Below are 23,248 nucleotides of genomic sequence, written 5' to 3'. Positions count from 1 at the left end.
TCAAAATAAATTTATTTGATTTGAGCTTGACAAATTCGCTTTTATTTAATGCAACGCTAGTGTCAATAAGTAAATGACTTAACTCATGGTGCTTTGATTTAAAGATTATTAAGAGCGAAGGCTAAGGTATGAGTATCAGCATGTAAGCATCCCGTTTTTGTTTTGACCGTAAAAACTTATATTGATACAGGATTGTGTCTAGTTCAAATAGACAAAAACCTAAATCGCTAAAATGGTGACGTTTGATGTCTTCAATTTTTGATTTAGGTTTTTATTATTTGAGTTCTTTTACTTTAACACTCTTTTCAGAAATTCTGCTGTTAGACTTAATATATTTGTCAATATTTCTAAGTGGAGTAAAAGTTCTGTCGTAATTTTAAAGGTTATATTAAATTTTTGTCGAAATATTCATAAAATAAATGTTGATTATTAATAATTATGATTGTTAAATGGGAGGGAACAATTTTTGCATATATTAAAAGTTAAGTTACCTTCAGTAATACATAGTTTTAAATTACATAAAAATATAATCTATCAAACTGTTAAGGAATACCAGGAAGAATCCTATTCATGTTTAAATGAAAAAGAAATCTTAGAAATAACAAATTTAAAGACAAAAGAAAAAGTACTAATTGTGGATTCAAATAAGCAGAAAAACATTTATAATAATTTTTCGTTTATTATTCAGGTAAAAGATATTAAGGGGAATTTAAAACAACATATTGAAGAAGGATGTTGGGTTAAGCATCAAGATTTGTTAAAGGAGGGCCCATCAAAACATAATGCTGAAAACGTAAGAAAGACTTGGGCTAACAATCTTTTTCCTCATGGAAGTGGAAAAGAAAAAAGGGGATTGAGGGAACCTCAAGTAGGGGCTTTGTATTCGGCTTTATCACATTGGACGGTATCTGATGATCCCGCAACAATTGTAATGCCCACAGGAACTGGGAAAACTGAAACAATGCTAAGTGTTATGATTGGTGCGAAGACTTCTAAAATTCTTACCATAGTTCCAAGTGATGCATTGAGAGAACAAATTTCATCTAAGTTTATCTCATTAGGTATCTTGCCTCGGTTTGGAATTGTTGGAAAGGTTAAGTATCCTATTGTTGGTGTTCTCGAGAAACGAATAAAAGATATTAATGAATTAATTGAGTTTTTTTCAATCTGTAATGTAGTTGTCACAACCATGTCCCTGCTTTCAGGCATCTCAGGTGAACAGAAAGAAAAAATAGCTACTATGTGCAGCCATATGTTTATTGATGAAGCACATCATATTGCTGCAAAAACTTGGAGCGAATTTAAATCTTACTTTAAAGAAAAACGAATTTTGCAATTTACTGCAACACCTTTTAGAAATGATGGCAAATATATTGATGGCAAAATTATTTATAATTACCCATTAAACAAGGCCCAAGAAGAAGGGTATTTTAAACCGATCAATTTTATACCCATAGAAGAATATAATGAATCGATGGTGGATCAAACAATCGCAGAAGAGGCTGTACAGCAATTAAAAAAAGATCTGGATGCGGGATATGATCATATTTTAATGGCTAGGGTTAATTCTGCAAAAAGAGCTGATGAAATTCATGAAATATATAAACGGTATAGTGGTTATAAACCAGTAAAGATATACAGTTCAATGAATGTTAAAGAGAAAACCGATGCACTTCAACAAATCAAGACGAAAAAAAGTCGGATTATTATCTGCGTTAATATGCTAGGAGAAGGATTTGATTTACCTCAATTAAAGATCTCTGCTCTTCATGATAGACACCAAAGTTTAGGGATAACATTACAGTTTATAGGGAGGTTTACAAGAACCGCAGATGGATTAGGAAATGCTTCGCTGATAGCTAATATTGCTAATCATACTATTAATGATCAAATTCAAGAATTATATCAACAAGATGCCGATTGGAATCAGTTGATTCAACAAAAAAGTAAAGAATCAATTGATCGCCGGCTTGATTTGGACAACCTTGCAAATGATTTTCAAGGCGATCAAGTGGAATCATTTTCTATTCAGGAACTTCGTCCAAAAACTAGTACAGTTGTATATAAAACAAAGCTGCCAAAGTGGGCACCAGAGACATTAGAGAAACGAGTTTCCACTTTAGATAATACATGGATTTTAAAAAATACACATGAAAACGTTATTATCGTTGTTCAAAAAAGAAATACACCGTTAACATGGAGCAACACTCGTAAGCTATATAATACTTTGTGGGAATCCAGTATTTTTTATTGGAATGAAGAGAAAAATATACTTTTTGTTAATAGTTCAGCTAACGAATGGCTTGATAGTTGGGTAAAGGACTTAATACACGAACCTATTCGCATTAATAGTGATGTTGTTTTTCATAGCTTCCATGATATCCAACGACTTCAATTAAATACAGTTGGATTAAATGAAGCAGTAAAGGGTCCTCTCAGATACAGAATGTATACGGGTGTCGATATATCTGAGGCATTAAGTACCGCTGAGAAACGGACAAGTGTGAAATCAAATATATTTGGAATAGGTTATGAACTCGGTATACCAGTAAGTGTAGGTGCCTCTTATAAAGGGAAGGTTTGGTCAAAGTCTACTTCAGATTTACCAACTTGGATTGAATGGTGTAATAAAACGGGAGAGAAACTTACCAATGAAGATATCAAAATGGACGATATCTTAAAAGGTGTATTGAGACCGACAGTTGTAAATGACATACCGGCAATGAGTCCTATATCAGTAGATTGGCCAGTGTATTTATTTGAAAATAATTATTTTAATGCTGAGTTGAAAATAGGTCCGTCTAAACGTAATTTGTTTGAAACAGATATTCTTTTCATTTCTAAAGAAAAAAAGACATTAAGCTTCGAAATTATGAGTGGAGACATTTCTTCTAAATTTTCTATGAAAATAGAAGATAATAGACCGGTCTATGCGCATGAACATGGACCAAAAATTGAAATTATTCCATCCACCAAAGCACAACCAATTAACATTGTTAGTTTTTTCACCGAAAATAATGTTATTTTTCAGTATCCCGACACTTCATATTTAGAAGGTTCAATTTTTGTAAAGGTTCCTGATAATGAATTTGTATTCGATAAAGATAAGATTGAGGCTTGGGATTGGACAGGGATAGATATTAAAAAAGAGTCACAATACGCACCCAAGATAAATACCGTAAGGAAAGATTCAATTCAATATAAAGTTATCCAAACTTTAAAAATGAACAACAAGTATAAAATAGTATTTGATGACGATGGAAGTGGCGAAGCAGCTGATATTATTGCTGTTGCCGACAATAAAAGAGTACTTCAATTTGAATTTTATCACTGTAAGTATTCTAATAAGGAAAGAGCTGGACAAAGAATAAATGATTTATATGAAGTATGTGGACAGGCCAATAAAAGTGTTGATTGGCGCAAAAACTTACTAAAAATAATTAACCATATTCGACATAGAGAAAAGTTGAGAAATAAAGCTGACAAAAGAAGTCGATTTGAGATTGGCGACCATAAAGAACTAGCAATTTTAGAAAGTAAAATGAAAGTATATGACCTGCAATTAAAGGTATTCATTGTTCAGCCAGGAATTTCAAAAGATAAAATGACCCAATCTCAATTAAATATATTAGCTGCAACCGAACATTATTTACAAAGCACTTTTAAAATTGGTTTGACTGTTATTGGCAATAAGTAGTGTTTTACTTTGTGGCTTGTATTTAAAATGCTAGAGAATAACGTAAACATCAATCATATAAGATTGGTGTTTTTTTATGGACTCACAATGTTGTTAAGTAAGGTAACTATTATTGGAAACTAAAATCTAAAAAGAATTAAAGGATATGCGAATAAGGTGAATCCATTGTGCAAAACAGCCTTGTATAATCTAGACCTATTAGAAAGGTAAACCTGCGGATCCAAGGGATCCAAGATCATCAGCTTTCTGTTGTCTTACTCCTGGACCATGATACATGCCAGGAATGCTACAGGAATAAAGAGATTAAGACAGCTGACTGTGTGGATCACATTGTTGGCTAACCGGATCAATGGTGGCATCCCCTATAGGTTAGGTTATTTTTCTTTGATACATATTAATGGTTTATACGGAAAAAATATCCTTACAAAACTACATGTAACAAACCAAGGATATAACATATGGACAATTTAAATTTCAAATCACAACTGTACAACCTAGAACCAATTGGTATTGGAACTATTTATTGTGAAAGTTTGACCAGTTATCTTGTGAGACTTTCCCAGGCCCATTCTGTTAATTTGGGAACATTATTAAATAAGGTTGTAGCACCAGCATTAAAGAAGGAGTATGTACTTAACAGTGCAATGTTTGGTGGCAATAGGTTTTTTGATGGAGCTAAGGCTTTAAATGGTGTTAGTGATAGTTCTATGGATTTGGTGAATGCCTTACAGCTTTTGACCGGACGTAAGGATTTAATATATTTAACCCTAAAAACATGGGATGAAGTATTAACGAGTAGAGGACTATTAAAGGAGTCAATTGCTTGGTGTCCACTATGCTTGCACGAATTCAGATTGGAACACCGTTATATATTCTATCCGTTAGCATGGTACATGGAGCCAGTAAGATGCTGTTTAATTCATAATATTTTGTTGCTTGATAAGTGTCAGAACTGTGGTAATGATATTCCGATTCTTCATCGCAGCAGCGTTAACGGTTGTTGTCCGCATTGTAAGCACGGACTATTCCTTGTTGATGGAAATGCAAATAAAACCAGAGACAATCATAAGGATATTTATGTTGCAGAAAATTTAGCCAATATCGTGTCGATTGGGCCTAAATTAGAAATACGACTAAGCAGGGAGCTCATTAGCCAAAGATTCAATTTGCTGATAGATGTTTATGAGAGAAATTTTCTACTGGATCTAAGTTTTCCTAAAGTCACAGTGCATAATTGGTTACATGGGGATGCTATACCAACAATTCAAAAATTATTAGATATATGTTATGCGCTTGGTGTTTCATTAACTGATTTTTTCTTGCAAGATAATTTAAAACCAAATTTGGTGGTAGAAAAAATTCAATATAATACTTCTACCCATGAAAGACGTAATCTAGATCACCTACAGATTGAAAAGCAATTATTAAGCTACATAGAACTTAGCAAGCCGATGTCCATGGTGGCCATTGCAAAGGATATGAACGTAAATAAACGAACATTATATAGAATTTTACCTGAGTTATGTAAAAAGTTATCTAAGAGATATAAGGAGTTTATGGGTATAAAAAGTGATGAAAGAAAGCAAACAATAAAAAATTTAATTAAACGAAGTGTTCAGGAACTAATAGAAAATGGGAAAAAACCGAGCCAAAAGAATATTGAAAGATTGCTGTCGGCTAATGCTTTACTAAGAGAAAGGTTTGCTAAAGAATATTTGCAAAAATGTTTGAATAATCAGAATTTAGGGGATTGAATACCAACTGCTGATGAGCTGGAAGAGGGGGCGGACAAGTGTTAACTGAATTTGAATTCCTAATGTGGTGCGAAAAGAACAATATAGCCAAGAAATCTCAGGAATACATAAACAACAATATTCGTTTTGCACAACCCGCTCGTAGAGTGGGGGGAGGGAGTGGCAGCACTTCTGGACGATACCCATCTCATAAGATGGGGGTAACAATTCAGTGGGAGAGCGGGAAGGTCGAGGGACCTGCAGTGCTTATGCTTGAGAACGACGAAGACGTATTAGAATATTATGATCAGCCCAACAAAATCAAGCTTGAGTATATGGATCATAATGGGAGAAATAGAGGCACTCTTTATACACCTGATTTCTTTGTAATAAGAACCAATGGTGCCGGATGGGAAGAATGGAAACCCAATGATAATATGCTCAAGATATCAAAGGAGCAGAAATGGAAATTTCGTCAGAATGATGACGGAAGTTGGTCCTGTCCTCCTGGTGAACACTTCGCACAGGAAAAGGGTTTATCGTTTAGAGTATGTACAACTGAATTGATTAATTGGAACCTACATAGAAATTATGTCTTCTTGGATGATTATCTTCGTCGGATTAAGAAACTAGAAGTGAAAAAGGAAGTCATTGATGAGATAAAACAAATTGTATTTCAAGACCCTGGGATAACACTTAAAGATCTCATTGATCTGTCACTAGATCGTAAATTTTGTGCAGATGATATATACACATCAATAGTGAAAAACCTATTGTATGTGAATTTAAATAACGCAGCTTTGGCAGAACCGGAAACAGTAAAAGTGTTTTTACATAAAGAACATGCTGTAATGTTTATGAATTTAATTAAAAGTGGAGAACAGCTCGCAAAACCCAATTTAATATGCTTCGAGGTTGGCTCGGAAATATCCTGGGACAATAGTATCTGGAAACTTATTAATATTGGTCATACTAAAGTTTCGATGGTTTCAGATCTTGGTACTTACAATGAGATACCTAGGGAGTTATTCGAGCATCTAATAGCAGAAAACAGGATTATTGGACAAACGGCACAACAGTCATTAGAAAATGATCCGATAATTGATATTATCACTCAAGCAAGTGATGCTGATTATGAAGTTGCTAACTATCGGATGAAGCATGTTGAAAATTACTTGCGCAATGGATCTAAAGAATATAAAAACAGCAAAGAACCAAATCTTAGAAAAGTACGTGACTGGGTGTCAAAGTATAAAGAGGCTAAGGAACTATTTGGTTATGGCTATGTCGGCCTTCTTCCCAAAAATAAAGACAAAGGGAATCGTACGGAAAGATTTAATAGTTCAGTGTTGGAATTAATGAACTGGTATATTGAGGAAGAGTATGAAAACATGGTACAAAAAAATAAATCGGTAGTGTACGGGGCATTTAAAAATGTGTGTGATGAAAAAGGTTATATATCCCCTAGCTTAGCAACCTTTTGTAAGCACATTGATGAAAGACCTATTGACGAACAGACCGGTAAACGGCAAGGAAAAAGAGCGAAATACCAAAAGACGACATTTTATTGGGAGCTTGAGAGGACAACTCCAAGGCACGGAGACTTTCCATTTAATATCTGTCATTTAGATCATACCGAGTTAGACATTGAATTGGTGTGTTCACGAACAGGAAAAAACCTTGGAAAACCATATTTATCTTTAATGGTAGATGCTTTTTCAAGACGAGTTATCGCCTTTTATTTATCATTTGACCCTCCTAGTTATAGGTCTTGCCTTATGGTTTTTCGTGATTGTGTGCGGCGCTATAACCGTTTGCCCCAGCAAATTGTAGTAGATAATGGACCCGAATTTCATAGTGTATATTTTGAGACTTTTCTTGCCATGTATGAAAGGGAGCCGAAGCGGAGGCCACCTGCAGAACCCCGTTATGGTTCTATTTTAGAAAGGCTCTTCGGTACTACAAACACAAGATTTATCTTAAATTTAAAAGGCAACACAAAAATCATGAAAAACGTAAGGCAAGTGACGAAGAGTGTTAATCCTAAGTCAAATGCGGTTTGGGATTTACCAAATTTATGTGTATCTTTAGAGGAATTCTTCTTTGAATTGTATGACACTATTGAGCATCCTGCATTAGATCAGACACCAAGAGAAGCTTTTGTGAAGGGGTTATTTTACTCAGGCGAGAGAAGAAGTCTTCACATACAGAATGATAAGACATTCGAAATTTTAACCCTTCCTTCAACTGCAAGGGGAGAGGCAACCATCCAACAAAGTGGTGTGAAAATCAACTATATTTATTACTGGAGTAATGAATTTATTAGCATTCATCATCAGAAGAAAAAGGTGAAAGTTAGATATGATCCGTTCAACATAGCAATAGCTTATGTATATCTTAATAAAAGGTGGATACAGTGCGTTTCTCAGTATTACTCTATATTCCAAAATATGTCCGAAAGGGAGTTGAATTTTATAACCTCTGAAATGAGGAAATCCAATAAAAACAAATCCAGAAATTACACTCTAAATGCACAAAGGATAGCAAAGTTTATAAGTCAAATAGAAGGTAATGAAAAGTTTCAGGTGTTAAAGGCTAAACAAGATGAAATGAGGAAAGCTTTTCGCATTTTTTATAAAAATGAACAGGGTAAACCAGAAGTGTCAGAATGTCATAACCTGCAACCGTATGAGGACAAAGATATTTCTATTAGTGGTATGGATAGTGACAATTATCAGGATGACAATGAAGTATTTGATGTTTACGGGGAGTTTTAAAATGAACAACAATAAGGTATTTCCTTTTGATTTATCACAAGCAACTAATGAAGAAAAAAATCATTTTTTGTTAAACGGACTACAAATCATCCGATACTTAATGATGTTTACCTCAAAGTTATGGAAAAGATAAATGAGTCCCCGCCAGGAAAGGTATATTTGGTGTTTGGTCCGACTGGAGTAGGAAAGTCTACGTTGTGTAGGCGAGTAGAAAATAAGCTTATTGAAGTTTATCATGATGAAACGGAACATAATAAAGGTATTATTCCTGTTGTGACTCATGAATTGATTTCTTCTGATAATGGGAAGTTTAACTGGAAAGATTTCTATAGAAGAATGTTAAAAATTATGCAGGAACCTCTTATTGACTATAAGGTTGCTTCTGACAAGTCAATGAAGAATCATCGAATTCCTAATCATTCTCCTAATACCTCTCCTGAGTTAAGGGAATCTCTAGAAAATGCCCTTGATTATAGGGAAACGAAAGTAGTACTTCTTGATGAAGCTCAGCATCTACTTAAAGTAACGAATGCTAAGGCCATAGAAGATCAGATGGATGCAATTAAATCTCTAGCCAATGTTACAGGTGCAATTTTTGTTATGTTTGGAACATATGAGCTAATGCAGTTCTTTAATTTAAGTGGACAAATAGGTAGAAGATCTCATGAGATTCACTTTCCTAGATATAATTTTGGGAAACCTAGGGAAAGAAAGGAATTCAAAAGTGTTATAAATACCTTCCAGTTGAGTACACCTCTTATTGAGAAATCTGATTTAGTTCAGTATTGGGAGTTTATGTATGAAAGAACGATTGGTTGTGTTGGAATTCTAAAGGAATGGCTCGATCTCTGTGTAAAAGAAGCTGTAAATAAAAACTTCCCTCGGATCACAGAAGAATTATTAGAAAAACATGCTCCTTCAGCAACCAAAATTTTAAAAATAGCGGAGGAAGCTACAAATGGCGAAGAAAAATTAGAACAAGCTGCAGCAGAAGATCAATTTAAACTTAGAAACGTTCTGAATATGAATAAGCAAAAGGCAGAAGTACAAGTAGAGGTTAGTGAAAAACCGAAGAAAAAAGATGTTGGAAAACGGAATTTGAATAGAGATGTAGTAGGAGTAACTGAATCTGGAGCATAGATATAAACAACTAATCAAAGAAGGTGGATAAATGGAACAATGTCACCTAGATATTTACGGCACTTTAGAATTGGAACAAACTAACTTAATTTCCTCTACATTATATAATCTTAAGCCCTTCGGAAGTACAGGGTCTGATGTGGAAAGTTTAAGTAGTTACATACTGCGATTAGCAAATGCCCATTGCGTCAGTACTCCAAAATTGACCAACAATATTATGTTGCCGAGTTTTGAGGAGAAATATCAACTTTTTAAACTCAGTACTATAATTAATGGATTCAACAATTTAACAGTCCATTCAGTTCACGTTCTAGAGAAACTTACGTGCAGGGATGACTTACAGAAGCTAACATTAATAAATTTTAGAAATGTTTTAAGTGGGACTTTTTTGTTGAAAAGACATAGAGAATGGTGTCCTCTTTGTATGCAAAATATGAAGATTCCTTATGATAAATTAATTTGGAATATAACTGCATACGAAGTTTGCCCCTCACATTTAATTAAACTGGAATCTAACTGTCCAAACTGTGGTAAGGGTCAAACAGTCATTCCTGCGAATGGAAAAAACGGATATTGTCAACATTGTAACTGTTGGTTGGGTCGTAACGAGCATGATACCAGTTTAAGTGATATAGATGATGAGAGCATCTATAAATCTACCGAGATCGAAAGTATATTAGAATACTTTTTTAATAAAGATCCGATTGATAAGAAACATCTCATAAATTCTTTAAGAAAAATTGATAGATATTTATCAGAGCATGTAAATGTAAAAGGATTTTTCGAAGGGGAAGTTGGTTTAGCAAGAAATGCGTTTAATAGATATTGCAAAGGAAAAGGATCACCGACAATAGAACACCTTGTTGCATTAAGTAGCAGACTAAACGTGAGTTTAATTAATATGTTGATAGAGTATGGTGTAAAACCTTCACTTGAAACAGATCAGTTGTTACCTAAAAATAGGAAATACAATGAGGAATATGACTATGAAAGGGTTAAACAGTATCTAATAACAGCATTAAATTCTAATCGATATGTTACAATTTATGAGATAACTGAGGAATTTGGAATGAATCCCACTACCCTTGACACTAATTTTCCCTCATTAATGAATGAAATTAGAATCCAAAATCAACGCTTACAGAAACGTATTAGATCCGCTAGAGCCTATAACCATAAAAAAGACTATGCTAAAGTAAAAAAATATTTAGAAGCACTCTTGCATTCCAATGAGTTCATACCTATCAGTAACATTCACAAAGAACTAGGAATGAATTCCCGAACGTTAGCTAATAAATTTCCCGACTTATTAAACAAAATTAGAATGAAAAATAAAAGACTTAGAGAGAATGCATCAGTAAAGAGAGATCCAGGTGAAATTCGATATCGTCCAGCTATTGATAAAAAATATGTTGGAAGGACACTGCAAAATTATCTGAACTTAATAGAGGACAAACCTATTTACTTAATACGAATTAGCCAGGAAATAGGGATTTCCCATGAATCAATTAAAAGGCACTTTCCGGAGATAGTGGCTTTGATACACAAGAAGAATAGGGAAGTATTAGACATTAAAAAAAATAAACGTAAACAGGAGTTACGGCAAACGATTGAAGAAATGATTGAAAATGGGGTGTATCCAAGTTTAAACAAGCTACATGACAGGCTAGGATATTCTGTATCGCTTGAGTTTGCGGAAGTTAGAAAGAATATATTGAAAGAGTTTGGAATTAAACGATTCATATAGTAATTAGAAAAAATGTTAATATATTGAATTGGCTTTTGCTCTCAAAGTGTAACCTGATGAAAAGGTTATGCTTTTTTACTTATACAATATGACATCCTTTATTAAACATGTTCGTGGTCCGGTTAAATTTTACAGCTTACGAATTGTTCTCATTTATTAAATGCATTTTCCCTCTGTAGCTTTTATAATTAACTTATTATTTTTTGGCTAAAACTTTCAATATTGCAGCTAAATAATAATGTTGTTGGGAGTTATAATTTATTACCAAAACGATGTTGGGAGTTAAAATTTAAAACAAATTTCGAATTTTGTTAGGAATCTTAAATTATAAATTTCCTATATTAACATAGATTTTTAACCCATTATCCTTGATATTAGACGCTTTTCGCGTTTTATGGTTATTGCCTTGACAGTTTTATACTTTAAGTTACATTTTGTGACTTGAACCATAATTTTGCGGTTTTGGCAATCACATGCTTTATGATTAACCGGACCGAAACAAATTGGGCCGCATACCAAAATTGGTGTGCGGCCTATTTCTATTTAACTAGCTAGGGGGGGAGAGCCCAAACCTATAAAATGATGATTCTTATATTTTCACAGCTTCACGTCTGGCATTCCAATTTTTTCTCCAGGCTATGCTGGCAAACAACAGTACGCCGAAGGCAATGAGAGCGAATGCCGCAAAGGTAATAAAGCCGGCAGCGTAAGTTCCCGTCGCTCCTTTTACCAGCCCTAATAGAGTTGGAAGAAAGAAACCGCCGATCCCCCCTGCAGCCCCAATAATGCCCGTTAGCATCCCCATTTCCTTTTGAAACCGTTGCGGTACTAATTGAAATACAGCGCCATTTCCCATACCAAGACACATCATACCGATGAAAAGCAGGATTGTAACAAGCGTAAATGGAGGGAACTGGCTGACTCCCAGCATTGAGAGAGAAACGCCAATAAATAAGCAGGAAAGCAAACGCACACCACCGATACGGTCGGCAATAAATCCGCCCACAGGCCGGAAGAAGCTGCCTGCAGCCACGCATAAAGTAACGAAATCACCCGCTTGCACCTTGGATAGTCCATATTCGTCCACAAAGAAAATACTTAAGAAGCTTGATAACCCAACAAAACCCCCAAATGTTACTCCATAAAGTAGGCTAAACAACCACGTATCCCTATGTTTGAACGCTTTTAAATAGCTCATTAAAGGCTGTGGTTTTGGCTGGGTGGGAGAATCTTTTGCCATAAAGATAAAGAGTATCAAAACACTTAACAGCGGGATAAGTGCAATTCCCATAACAGCATGCCAGCCAAAGCTTTCAGCCAATCGGGGCCCGAATAAGGTGGCAAAAAGGGTTCCGCTGTTGCCTGCTCCGGCTATTCCATTTGCAACACCCTGCAAGTGCGGAGGATACCATCGGCTGGCCATCGGCAGTGCAACGGCAAAGCTTGCCCCTGATACGCCTAGTAAAATACCAATTGCATATAGTTCAGTTAAGGTTTTCCCCGCCAATAATCCCCAAAGTAAAGGTACTGATGTAATGGACATTCCGATAAGTGCTGTTTTCTTAGGCCCTATTCGGTCCGTCAAGATTCCAAGGATAATTCGGAAAAAGGAGCCAGCCAGGATAGGGATGGCAACAATGAAACCTTTTTCAGCCGGAGACAAGCCAAAGTCCTGTGAAATATAAACCCCAAGTGCACCAAGTAACACCCAAATCATAAAGCTCACATCGAAATACAAAAAGGACGAAATAAGTGTTTTTGGATGCCCACTGGTTTTTAGTTCAGACAACTTCATTTCTAATTCCCCTTTCATTTTTTAACTGGGAAAGCTTCATTTCCTTATTTGAAAATAGATAGCTAACCCGGTTTCAAGCAATTAGTGCCATTATAAAAGAGGAGAATGACGATTGAAAGTCTTATGTAAGGAAATCTAACATAGGAAAGTTGTTAATAGTATTTTGGTAAACCGCCAATTTTATGCGGTTAAAATTTCCATTTAGCATCATTGGAACAAGCAAATCATTTCGAAACGGGCAGGTTTTAAAAAAAGTATGTAAGGTTTTATTACACACTTTATTTCAAATCTGTTCTTTTATGCGATAATACGCAACAGCATTGACAACAACCATATTTATTCACTTCTGGGGGTTTTAAAATGGATAAACAAAGATTGGTGTTGATCGGGAATGGAATGGCGGGTGTACACTGCATCGAAGAAATTATCAAGGTTGACGCCAATAAATTTGAGATTACCATCATTGGAAGTGAACCATACGGAAACTATAATCGGATTATGTTGTCTTCTGTTTTGCAGGGGGATACAAAAATAACCGAGATTATGCTGCATGAGGAAGACTGGTATAAACAGAAAGGGATCAAACTGTTTATTGGAGAAACGGTAAAGAAATTGGATATTGACAAACAGATCATAAGAACCGATAAAGGCAGGGAGATCCCTTTTGATCAATTAATTTTAGCAACAGGTTCGACGCCATTTATTCTGCCTATTCCCGGTGTGGAAAAAGAAGGGGTCTACACATTTCGAACGATACAGGATTGCCAAAAAATTATGGAAGCAGCCAGGCGATCTAAAAAAGCGGCCGTCATCGGTGGAGGCCTTCTTGGCCTGGAAGCAGCAAAAGGGTTACAGAATCTCGGCTTGCAGGTTCACGTGATTCATAAATCCTCCCTGTTAATGGAGAGGCAGCTGGATGCAACCGCCTCGAAAATGCTGCGAAAAGAACTGGAACGGCAAGGCATGAAATTTCTTTTGGCAAAAGAAACAAAAGAGATTATTGGCGATCTGGATGCGAAAGAGATTTTGTTTTCAGATGGTACAAAGGTGGATGCCAAAATGATTGTCATAGCTGCCGGCGTTCAGCCAAACTGTCAATTGGCAAGGGATAGTGGAATTCTGACGAACCGGGGAATCCTCGTCAATGAATTTATGCAAACAAACATTCCCAATATTTATGCCGTTGGAGAATGTGCCGAACACGAAGGCGTTGTTTATGGGTTGGTTAAGCCCCTGTATGAACAAGGGGCAGAACTGGCAAAGCATATTTGTGGTGTTCCCGGAGATGGATACGTTGGCTCTGTGCTGTCAACTCAATTGAAAATATCCGGAGTGAACGTATTTTCCATCGGGAAGCTGGCCGAAGATCGCCATTCAAAAGCCATCACTGTTTTTAACGATGTAGACGGGATTTATAAGAAAATGATTTTTCAGGAAAATAGATTGGTTGGGTCTGTGTTGTACGGTGACATAAAGGAAGCGCCAAGATTGCTGGATATCATTCGCAAGAAAAAAGATATTGCATCGGTAGAAAAAGGAATTCTCCTTTCACCGGCCATAACCGGAGAGGATCCGATTGCTTCCTTGAAGCCGTCAGAAATGATCTGTAATTGCAATGGTGTTTCTAAAGGGGCCATTATCGAAGCTGTTATCAGTAAGGGTTTATCAACGGTCGAGCAAATAAAGCAATGTACAAAGGCCTCAGGTGCGTGCGGAAGCTGTAAACTCCTCATCTCCGAGCTGTTAGCTTATACCATGAGCGATGATTTTGATGAATTTGTCGAAACAAGCCCTTTATGCCGATGTACGTCATTGACCGAGGACGAAGTTGTCTGCCAAATGCAAAAGCAAAACCTTACTTCAGCTGAAGAGATTATGGCTAAATTGGGTTGGACCAGCCTGAAGGGATGCCCTAAATGCCTGCCTGCTTTACAGTATTACCTGAGAATGGTTTACCCGCACCGTGAAGTTCATGAAGATAACCTTATAGAAATGGCGACGCTAAACGGAATCAGCCATCGTGATGGAACATTTTCCGTTACTCCGCAAATGTATGGTGGAGTAACCAACCCAAAGCAATTAAGGAAAATAGCAGATGTGATTGAGAAATATCAAATAGCGAAAGCGGCATTAACCAGTGAACAGCGAATACAGCTCATCGGGATATCAAGAGAGGATCTTGAAGGAATTAAAAAAGAGCTGGATATGCATTTAGGCGAAACCAATAGCCCATTAACCCATACGGTAAAAACAACTATAAATGAAAGCAATTGTGGCTGCGGGAAACACGATTCCCTCGAAATAGCAGCCCGACTCGATAGAATAACAGAATGCTTACAAACACCCTATCGAATAAGGGTAGGAGTTTCCCCTTGTATACACGGTGAAGCTGGCTCTACAAGCAAGGACATCGGAGTTATCGCCATTGACGGGCGATGGGAAATTTATGTCGGCGGCAGCGATGAACGAAGGGTCCGCGCAGGTGATCTTTTGTATGTTGTGGCCTCACCTGAAGAAGTAATTGAACTGTCCGGGGCATTTATCCAGTATTACAGGGAAACGGCGAATTATTTAGAGCGGACGTGGGAGTGGATTGAAAGGGTCGGGTTAATTCATATCAGAGAGGTCTTATTTGATTCCTATTTCCGAGGTCAATTGCTTAACCGTCTTAAGGAGGATTCTTTAAACCGACAAACAATTTTGGAAACCAGATAAACAGCTTTTCCCGCATAACGGGCTGAATGACCCGCAAAAAATTGATGTTATTGTACATTGTCAAAGGGGGATGAGAAATCTTGACAGAATTACTATTAAAGTATTTCAGGGATAAACAGCAAAAAGGACAATCAGAAAAAGTGTATCCTACGCAGTGCCCTTTTTGCAGTATGCAATGTAAACTGCAGCTGATTGAAGAATCCAATCCAACGCGAAAAAAATATACTTCGATAGGCACGGATAATCCTGCTTCAAAAGGGAGGCTGTGTGTAAAGGGGCAAAATTCTTACCAGCATGCCATCCACAAAGACCGTATTCTTTACCCTTTCTTGAAAATTGACGGAGAGTTCCAGCGCATATCCTGGGAAAGGGCTTTGTCCCTGATTAAAGATAACTTTAAAAGAATACAAAGGGAGGATGGCAAGGATGCACTTGCAGTTTATGGCAGTGCTTCCATTACGAACGAAGAAGCCTATTTACTTGGTAAATTTGCACGCGTGGCATTAAATACAAAACATATTGATTATAACGGACGCCTCTGTATGTCTGCAGCTGCATCCGCTGCCGCCCAGACATTCGGAATGGATCGCGGCTTCACAAATAGCCTTTCAGAGATTCCACATTCACGAGTCCTTATTTTGGCGGGCACCAATATCGCGGAATGCCAGCCGACGATCATGCAGTATTTTGAAAAAGCAAAGGATAATGGTTCTTACATCATCGTGATTGACCCGCGCGAAACACCAACTGCAAAAATCGCTGACTTGCATTTGAAAGTTAGACCAGGGATGGATGCCGCCTTGGCAAATGGATTTTTGAAAGTAATCATGGAAGAGGGCCTCCTGGATGAACAATTTATTGAGAAGCGGTCAACAGGGTTTGAAGAGGTGAAAGAGTATGTTTCTTCTTTACAGTTGGACCAGATCGCTGACCTTACGGGTGTACCTGCGGAGCAAATCAGAACGGCTGCCAGAAAATTCGGTGAAGAAGAGTCGGGCATGATTTTTACTGCCAGAGGAGTTGAGCAGCAGACAGATGGATCCGCATCTGTACGGAATTATCTAAATATTCTTATTGCTACCGGAAAGATCGGCAAGCCCTACTCAGGATACGGAGCGATTACGGGTCAGGGAAATGGCCAGGGTGCGAGAGAACATGGACAAAAGGCAGATCAGCTGCCTGGTTACCGGTCCATCGAGAATAAGGAACATCGGCAATATATTGCAGACGTTTGGGGAATTGATGCAGCCGACCTGCCAGGAAAAGGTGTGTCTGCATTCGAAATGATGGATAAAATCGACAAGAGGGAGATAACGGGGATGCTGCTGATGTGTTCGAACCCGGTTGTCTCCAATCCTAACGCTAAATTTGTCCAGGAAGCTTTAAAAAAATTAAAGTTTCTTGTCGCCGTGGATTTGTTTCTTTCTGAAACGGCACAATTGGCTGATTTAGTTTTACCTGCGTCGTCTTTTCTCGAGGATGAGGGGACGATGACCAATTTGGAAGGCCGGGTGACGCTCAGGGAAGCAAACCGCCCTTGCCCCGGAGAGGTGAAGCATGATTGGCAAATTATATGCGAGATCGCAAAAGTGCTTGGAAAAGGCCCGTTTTTTTCTTACTCAAATGCAGAGGAAATCTTTAATGAATTGAGATTGGCCAGTAAAGGGGGAATAGCCGATTATTACGGCATCACCTACAGCCGGCTGCGGCAGGAGGGAGGTATAGTATGGCCTTGCCCTGATGCTGAACATAAAGGGACGATGAGGTTATTTGAATCAGGTTTCGCTCATGCTGACAAAAAAGCACGAATGATGGCGGTTTATAACGATCCGGCTGTGCCAAAAGAAAAGCCAAATGACGATTTTCCGTTGTACTTAACGAACGGCAGAGTGATATCACATTACTTGACGGGAGTCCAAACAAGAAAAAGTGCGGCACTAGTCGCCAGGAATTTTGAATCCTATCTCGAAATCCATCCGAAAACTGCAAAAAAATATAAAATTGAAGATCAAGTTTTAATTAAAGTAGAATCAAGACGAGGAAGTGTTGTTGTTAGAAGCAAATGGTCAGAAGCAATTCGGCAGGATACAGTATTTGTACCGATTCATTGGGCCGATTTTCAAAATGTAAACCAATTAATTTCAGGGGATTTGGATCCGGCCTGTAAAATGCCGGGCTTCAAAGTAAGTGCAGTCAGAGTGAGCCCGATCACTTAGAAATAAAACTCTTTTTTATTTCAAAGAAAAGCATGACCTGCTTAGGTTCGTGCTTTTTTTTGAAAAAACCATGTCAGATTTTCTAACATATTTACGTTACTTATATTAAAAATGTGTTATCTTTTTAGAAACTTTCTAAGGAGGAGCTTCGATTGCAGAAAAAAAAGCTAATTCTTGTAGGCAACGGTATGGCTGGAGTAAAGGCCATCGAAGAGATATTAAAAATATCAAAAGATGAATTCGAGATTACGATCTTTGGCAGTGAACCGCACCCGAATTATAACAGGATCCTGCTTTCGAAGGTTTTACAGGGAGATACGAATGTGGTCGATATTACCCTAAATGATTGGGATTGGTACAGAGAGAATAATATCCAATTATATACGGGGGAAACCGTTGAGAAAATTGATGCTGAAGCAAAAACCGTTTATACCGATTCGGGGCGCATTGAATACTATGATGAATTAATCATAGCCACAGGCTCTCTGCCTTTTATGCTTCCAATTCCAGGGGCCGATAAAAGGGGCGTGACCGCTTTTCGGGACATAAAGGATACAGATATTATGCTCGAGGCTTCCAGAAACTATAAAAAGGCAGCCGTCATAGGCGGCGGATTGCTGGGCCTGGAGGCAGCCCGGGGGCTGTTGAATTTAGGGATGGACGTTACGGTGATCCATCTTGCCCCCTATTTGATGGAACGCCAGTTAGACCCAACTGCCGGAAAGCTTCTGCAAAAGGAATTGGAAAAGCAAGGAATGAAATTTTTGCTTGAAAAACAGACAGAGGCCATTATTGGCAATGGACGTGCGGAGGGATTAAGGTTTAAAGATGGTACCGCGCTTGAAGCGGATCTCGTTGTGATGGCGGTAGGCATTATTCCAAATGTGCAGCTTGCCAGGGAAAGCGGCCTTTCGGTAAACCGTGGTATTGTCGTTAATGATTATTTGCAAAGCAGTACGCCACATATTTACGCAGTTGGGGAATGTGCGGAGCATCGCGGAATTCCTTATGGGCTCGTAGCTCCCTTATATGAGCAGGCAAAGGTATTGGCCAAAAAACTTTGCGGGGTGAAAACGAATCCATATGAAGGGTCCGTTTTATCTACGCAATTAAAAGTATCAGGTGTCGAAGTGTTCTCAGCCGGAGATTTTACAGAGGATGACACGAAAACTTCGATCAAGGTTTTTGATGAACATGAAGGTGTATATAAAAAGATCGTCTTAAGGGGAAATCAAATTGTCGGCGCGGTTTTATTCGGGGACAGCAGCGAAGGCAACCGGCTATTTTCCATGATCCGTAAGCAAACCAACATAACCGGAATTTCCAAGGTCACACTCCTCCAGCCTGCAGGCGAACAAGCAGAAGGCAGCCTGGTGGCTTCTCTCGCGGCCGATGACATTATCTGCGGCTGCAACGGCGTTTCAAAAGGAGCCATCGTCCAAGCCATTCATGAGAAAGGCTGTTCATCAGTGGATGAAGTCAAGGCCTGCACAAGTGCGTCCCGCTCCTGTGGTGGCTGCAAACCGCTTGTCGCTGAATTGCTGCAGCATACCCTGGGAACCGATTTCGCTGCCAAAGAAACGAAAGAAGCCATTTGCGGCTGTACGGATTTATCAAGGGAAGAGGTTGTAGAAGAAATCAGGGCAAAAGGGCTGAACCATGTGAAAGAGGTCATGAATGTTCTTGGCTGGTCAAACGATGAGGGGTGCTCAAAATGCCGTCCTGCTTTAAACTACTATCTGGGAATGGTGAATCCACTTCAATATGAGGATGAAAGAGAATCCAAATACGTAAATGAGCGCATGCATGCCAACATTCAAAAAGACGGGACATACTCAGTTGTTCCGAGAATGTACGGGGGAGTTACCAATTCTAATGACTTAAGGAAAATTGCCGATGTCGTCGATAAATATAACATTCCCCTTGTTAAAGTAACCGGCGGACAACGGATAGACTTATTGGGCGTCAAAAAGGAGGATGTGCCCAAGGTTTGGAAGGATCTCGATATGCCATCCGGATTCGCTTATGGAAAGTCTCTTCGAACGGTTAAGACATGTGTCGGGGAGCAGTATTGCCGCTTCGGCACTCAGGATTCCATTTCTTTGGGAATTGCATTGGAGAAAAAATTTGAGGGTCTTTCCACTCCGCACAAAGTAAAAATGGGAGTCTCGGCATGTCCGCGGAATTGTGCAGAATCAGGGATTAAAGACCTCGGGTTTGTTGGAATTGACGGCGGCTGGGAAATTTACGCCGGCGGAAATGGCGGAACGCATCTCCGGGTTGCAGACTTATTATATAAAGTGAAGACGGCAGAAGAAGTCATTGAAATTACCGGAGCCTATTTACAATATTATCGGGAAACAGCAAATTATCTGGAACGGACATCCGCATGGATTGAGCGCCTTGATTTAACTCACATTCGCGAAGTACTTGATGATCCAGAAAACCGCAGGGCTCTGAATAAGCGAATGGATGAAGCCTTGTCGATTTACAAAGACCCATGGAAGGAACTTGTTGAGGACCAAAAAACAACTAAGAAGTTGTTCGAAATGATACAAATGTCCTGAGACAAAAACATACTGGAGGAGGGCTTTGTAAATGACTAATAAGACAGAAATAAAGGTATTCGTCGGGAAAATTTATGACATGCCTGAACGCTTGGGAAAAACAATGCAGGTGGGAAATAAAGAAATTGCGATATTCAAGCTTTCGAACGGAACGGTACGTGCTGTCGAAAATCGGTGTCCCCATAAAGGCGGAGTATTAAGTGAAGGAATGGTAAGCGGAGAATTTGTTTTTTGTCCGATGCATGATTGGAAAATCTGTCTGGATAACGGAAAGGTAGAGGAGCCTGACAGCGGATGCGTACAAACGTATCGGACGAATCTTGAAGGAGAAAATGTTTATCTGATTTTTGAATGAGAAACATTCAGAAAAACTCGCCGCTTGATAATCAGTAGCTATAAAATAGAAAGATAATAGTTTATTGATATGGGGGTAAGATATTGAAACGGTTAGAAGGGAAAAAAATTGCCCTGGCAGGTACGCGCAAAACAGAGGAGATTAGCAGGATCATCGAGAATCTGGGCGGCATTCCGCTTGTCCGCCCGGCCCAGGGAACCGTTTATTTAGATGATTCCAATATTGAGAAGGATATAAATGAACTCGTTAAAGGAAAATATGACTGGTTCATTTTCACGACGGGACTAGGGACTGAAACCTTATATAAAATAGCCGAAGGCATGGGGCTGGAGAATGAATTTGTGGACGCGATTCGTCAAGCAAGAGTGGCTGCAAGGGGATATAAAACGGTTAATGCTCTAAAGCGTCTTGGTATTACACCGGTGGCAAGGGATGATGATGGCAGTACAGCAGGGCTGGTAAGGTCATTGCAAACACACAATCTAAAAAGAAGCCGAGTGGCACTCCAGCTCCATGGCGATCCGGCACCCCAACTAATCCATTTTTTAGAGGAACAGGAAGCAGGATACAAAGAAATTCTGCCTTACCACCATGTCCCTCCAAATCCTGAAATCATTAATCAGCTAATAAATGAAATCCTGGACGCCAAAATTGATGCTGTTAATTTTACAAGCACACCTCAAGCCCGTTTTCTCTTTTCCCATGCAAGGGACAAGGGTTTCCTGGAAGATGTTCTCAAAGCATTTGCCAGTGATGTCGTAGCGGTTGCGGTTGGAAAGGTTACCGCTGCCGCCCTGCGTGATGAAGGAGTAGAAAGAATTATTGTTCCCGAGCTGGAACGAATGGGCAGCGCCATCATAGCCTTGGAGAACTATTACGCCAAACAATGATAAGTTATATTTAATTTTAAGAAAATTAGGTTTTTTCACCAACGAGGACTTGAAAGGGTGGTACGGGATGGTAGGAACCGTTTATTTGGTCGGGGCGGGCCCCGGGGATCCGGAGCTCATTACGTTAAAAGGACTGCACTGTATTCAGCAGGCAGATATCATCCTATATGACCGGCTAGTGAATCCCGAGCTTCTTAAACATGCACATAAAGACGCGCAGCTTATTTACTGCGGCAAACTGCCTCACTACCATACGATGAAGCAAGAAACAATTAACCATTTCCTCGTTAAGTATGCGAAAGAGGGGCTTCGTGTGGTACGTTTAAAAGGCGGGGATCCATTCGTGTTTGGTCGGGGCGGGGAAGAGGCCTTGGAATGTGCCAAAAACGACATCCCGTTTGAAATTGTTCCTGGCATAACCGCAGGGATTGCTGCAACCGCTTATGCAGGAATTCCGGTTACCCACCGGACATTGAGCAAAAGCTTTGCTTTTATTACCGGACACCAGGCCGGAGACATAGAAGCAGAGCATCAATGGGCCCATTTGGCAAACGCTGTTGATACCATTTGTATCTATATGGGGGTGCATCACCTTCCTGCGATAACCAAGCAGTTAATCCAGCACGGCAAACGCCCGGATACCCCGATTGCACTGGTGCAGTGGGGAACTTTAAATGATCAGCGCACCATAACGGGAACTCTTGAAACGATTGAGAAGCGTGTCAAGGAAGCGGATATCTCCAACCCGAGCATGATTGTCATTGGAGAGGTCGTCCGTCTGCACAAAAAGTTAAATTGGTTTAAGGAAGATATCGCTCCCCACATACCTGTTGCACTTGCATAAGAAAGGAGCCATCCGCCATGCATGCAATTCTTTATATCGGACATGGCACTCGATCAAAAAAGGGAGTGGCAGATGTAAAGGAATTTTTACAAAAAGTAACTCCCAGAGTTGACGCACCGATCCAGGAAATAGCGTTTCTGGAGTTGACGGAACCTTTAATCAGTGAAGGCTTTCGGCGCTGTGTGGAGCGGGGGGCAACTGAAATTACCGTTGTGCCTCTCTTCCTGCTGGCAGCCGGGCACATAAAGGCTGATATACCAAATGCCCTCGAGCCGCTTCTTAAGCAGTATTCCGATGTGAAAGTAAATGTCGCAGACCCTTTCGGAGTCCAGGGGGGAATTCTTGATGCAATAGCCGTGCTTGTTAAAGAAACGATAATGGACCTGTGTTCCCTGGATTCCATCCTGATCGTTGGAAGGGGCAGCAGCGATCCCGGGATTCCGGCTGCATTCAATGAAATCGCAGCCGGAATCGAAGAGAGACTCGCCATCCAGCAAGTCCATGTTTGCTACCTGGCTGCCTCCAGGCCGCTGCTTGACGAAGGGCTTGATGTGGTATGCGGCAATGCCGCCGGGCGGGTCATCGTCATTCCCTATTTATTATTTGACGGGATTCTTCTCAATGAAGTGAGGCAAAAAGTGGGGAGGAGGCAGGCCCTGGGCCAGCAGATCCTGCATACCGGAGCGCTGAGCAGCCATCGCGTTATTGAAGACATTGTCGTCCAGCGTGCGACAAATGCCGATATGGCAACTAAATTATCCACTTGAAAAAA

13 protein-coding genes are annotated in these 23,248 nt (G+C 39.2%); 12 read left to right on the top strand and 1 reads right to left on the bottom strand.

The genetic code is table 11. From position 1 onward, the window contains the following. Window positions 1-466: 466 nt before the first annotated feature. The 5 genes from CU635_RS11250 (at window position 467) to CU635_RS11230 (ending at window position 11,094) form a co-directional block, all read left to right on the top strand. Window positions 467-3,697: a DEAD/DEAH box helicase gene (locus CU635_RS11250; RefSeq protein WP_180956515.1), complete on the top strand. Its 3,231-nt coding sequence runs from the start codon at window positions 467-469 to the stop codon at window positions 3,695-3,697. A 458-nt stretch (window positions 3,698-4,155) separates the two neighbouring features. Further along, window positions 4,156-5,451, top strand: coding sequence for a TniQ family protein (locus CU635_RS11245; protein WP_101577451.1), 1,296 nt, complete (start codon window positions 4,156-4,158; stop codon window positions 5,449-5,451). Between the two features lie 38 nt (window positions 5,452-5,489). Further along, a complete protein-coding gene (locus tag CU635_RS11240; protein ID WP_101577450.1) occupies window positions 5,490-8,207 on the top strand; it encodes a TnsA endonuclease N-terminal domain-containing protein in 2,718 nt (905 codons plus the stop codon). A 120-nt stretch (window positions 8,208-8,327) separates the two neighbouring features. After that, window positions 8,328-9,347, top strand: coding sequence for an ATP-binding protein (locus CU635_RS11235; RefSeq protein WP_101577449.1), 1,020 nt, complete (start codon window positions 8,328-8,330; stop codon window positions 9,345-9,347). Window positions 9,348-9,378: 31 nt separating this feature from the next. Next, the gene (locus tag CU635_RS11230) at window positions 9,379-11,094 is read left to right on the top strand and encodes a TniQ family protein (RefSeq protein ID WP_101577448.1); all 1,716 of its coding nucleotides are present in this window, start codon (window positions 9,379-9,381) and stop codon (window positions 11,092-11,094) included. A 589-nt stretch (window positions 11,095-11,683) separates the two neighbouring features. Here CU635_RS11230 and CU635_RS11225 read toward each other — a convergent pair. Then, complete coding sequence (locus tag CU635_RS11225) at window positions 11,684-12,889, bottom strand: NarK family nitrate/nitrite MFS transporter (protein WP_101577447.1); 1,206 nt, start codon at window positions 12,887-12,889, stop codon at window positions 11,684-11,686. A 360-nt stretch (window positions 12,890-13,249) separates the two neighbouring features. Here CU635_RS11225 and nirB (CU635_RS11220) point away from each other — a divergent pair, with 360 nt between their 5' ends. The 7 genes from nirB (CU635_RS11220) (at window position 13,250) to CU635_RS11190 (ending at window position 23,243) form a co-directional block, all read left to right on the top strand. After that, window positions 13,250-15,604: a nitrite reductase large subunit NirB gene (nirB, locus tag CU635_RS11220; protein WP_101577446.1), complete on the top strand. Its 2,355-nt coding sequence runs from the start codon at window positions 13,250-13,252 to the stop codon at window positions 15,602-15,604. An 80-nt stretch (window positions 15,605-15,684) separates the two neighbouring features. Continuing rightward, on the top strand, window positions 15,685-17,820 hold the full coding sequence (nasC, locus tag CU635_RS11215; protein WP_101577445.1) for an assimilatory nitrate reductase catalytic subunit NasC: 2,136 nt from the start codon (window positions 15,685-15,687) through the stop codon (window positions 17,818-17,820). Window positions 17,821-17,972: 152 nt separating this feature from the next. Continuing rightward, complete coding sequence (gene nirB, locus CU635_RS11210; protein ID WP_101577444.1) at window positions 17,973-20,387, top strand: nitrite reductase large subunit NirB; 2,415 nt, start codon at window positions 17,973-17,975, stop codon at window positions 20,385-20,387. A 31-nt stretch (window positions 20,388-20,418) separates the two neighbouring features. Then, on the top strand, window positions 20,419-20,742 hold the full coding sequence (gene nirD / locus CU635_RS11205) for a nitrite reductase small subunit NirD (protein WP_101577443.1): 324 nt from the start codon (window positions 20,419-20,421) through the stop codon (window positions 20,740-20,742). A gap of 83 nt (window positions 20,743-20,825) precedes the next feature. After that, window positions 20,826-21,632 carry a uroporphyrinogen-III synthase gene (locus CU635_RS11200; protein WP_101577442.1) on the top strand — a complete coding sequence of 269 codons (807 nt, stop codon included), beginning with the start codon at window positions 20,826-20,828 and terminating at the stop codon, window positions 21,630-21,632. Between the two features lie 67 nt (window positions 21,633-21,699). After that, complete coding sequence (gene cobA / locus CU635_RS11195) at window positions 21,700-22,476, top strand: uroporphyrinogen-III C-methyltransferase (RefSeq protein WP_101577441.1); 777 nt, start codon at window positions 21,700-21,702, stop codon at window positions 22,474-22,476. Window positions 22,477-22,493: 17 nt separating this feature from the next. Further along, window positions 22,494-23,243 carry a sirohydrochlorin chelatase gene (locus tag CU635_RS11190; RefSeq protein ID WP_101577440.1) on the top strand — a complete coding sequence of 250 codons (750 nt, stop codon included), beginning with the start codon at window positions 22,494-22,496 and terminating at the stop codon, window positions 23,241-23,243. Window positions 23,244-23,248: the final 5 nt, after the last annotated feature.

It is taken from the genome of Bacillus canaveralius (genome assembly GCF_002860125.1).
Classification (GTDB): Bacteria; Bacillota; Bacilli; order Bacillales; family Cytobacillaceae; genus Bacillus_BJ; species Bacillus_BJ canaveralius.
The sequence above is the reverse complement of the archived record's forward strand: the minus strand, read 5'-3'. Positions and strand labels throughout refer to the sequence as shown.

Excerpts from the sequence above, each read along its gene's own strand:
- CU635_RS11245 (WP_101577451.1), top strand. The coding sequence starts at position 4,156 with ATGGACAATTTAAATTTCAAATCACAACTGTACAACCTAGAACCAATT.
- CU635_RS11235 (WP_101577449.1), top strand. The coding sequence starts at position 8,328 with ATGGAAAAGATAAATGAGTCCCCGCCAGGAAAGGTATATTTGGTGTTT.
- CU635_RS11230 (WP_101577448.1), top strand. The coding sequence starts at position 9,379 with ATGGAACAATGTCACCTAGATATTTACGGCACTTTAGAATTGGAACAA.
- CU635_RS11225 (WP_101577447.1), bottom strand. The coding sequence starts at position 12,889 with ATGAAGTTGTCTGAACTAAAAACCAGTGGGCATCCAAAAACACTTATT.
- nirB (WP_101577446.1), top strand. The coding sequence starts at position 13,250 with ATGGATAAACAAAGATTGGTGTTGATCGGGAATGGAATGGCGGGTGTA.
- nirD (WP_101577443.1), top strand. The coding sequence starts at position 20,419 with ATGACTAATAAGACAGAAATAAAGGTATTCGTCGGGAAAATTTATGAC.
- cobA (WP_101577441.1), top strand. The coding sequence starts at position 21,700 with ATGGTAGGAACCGTTTATTTGGTCGGGGCGGGCCCCGGGGATCCGGAG.
- CU635_RS11190 (WP_101577440.1), top strand. The coding sequence starts at position 22,494 with ATGCATGCAATTCTTTATATCGGACATGGCACTCGATCAAAAAAGGGA.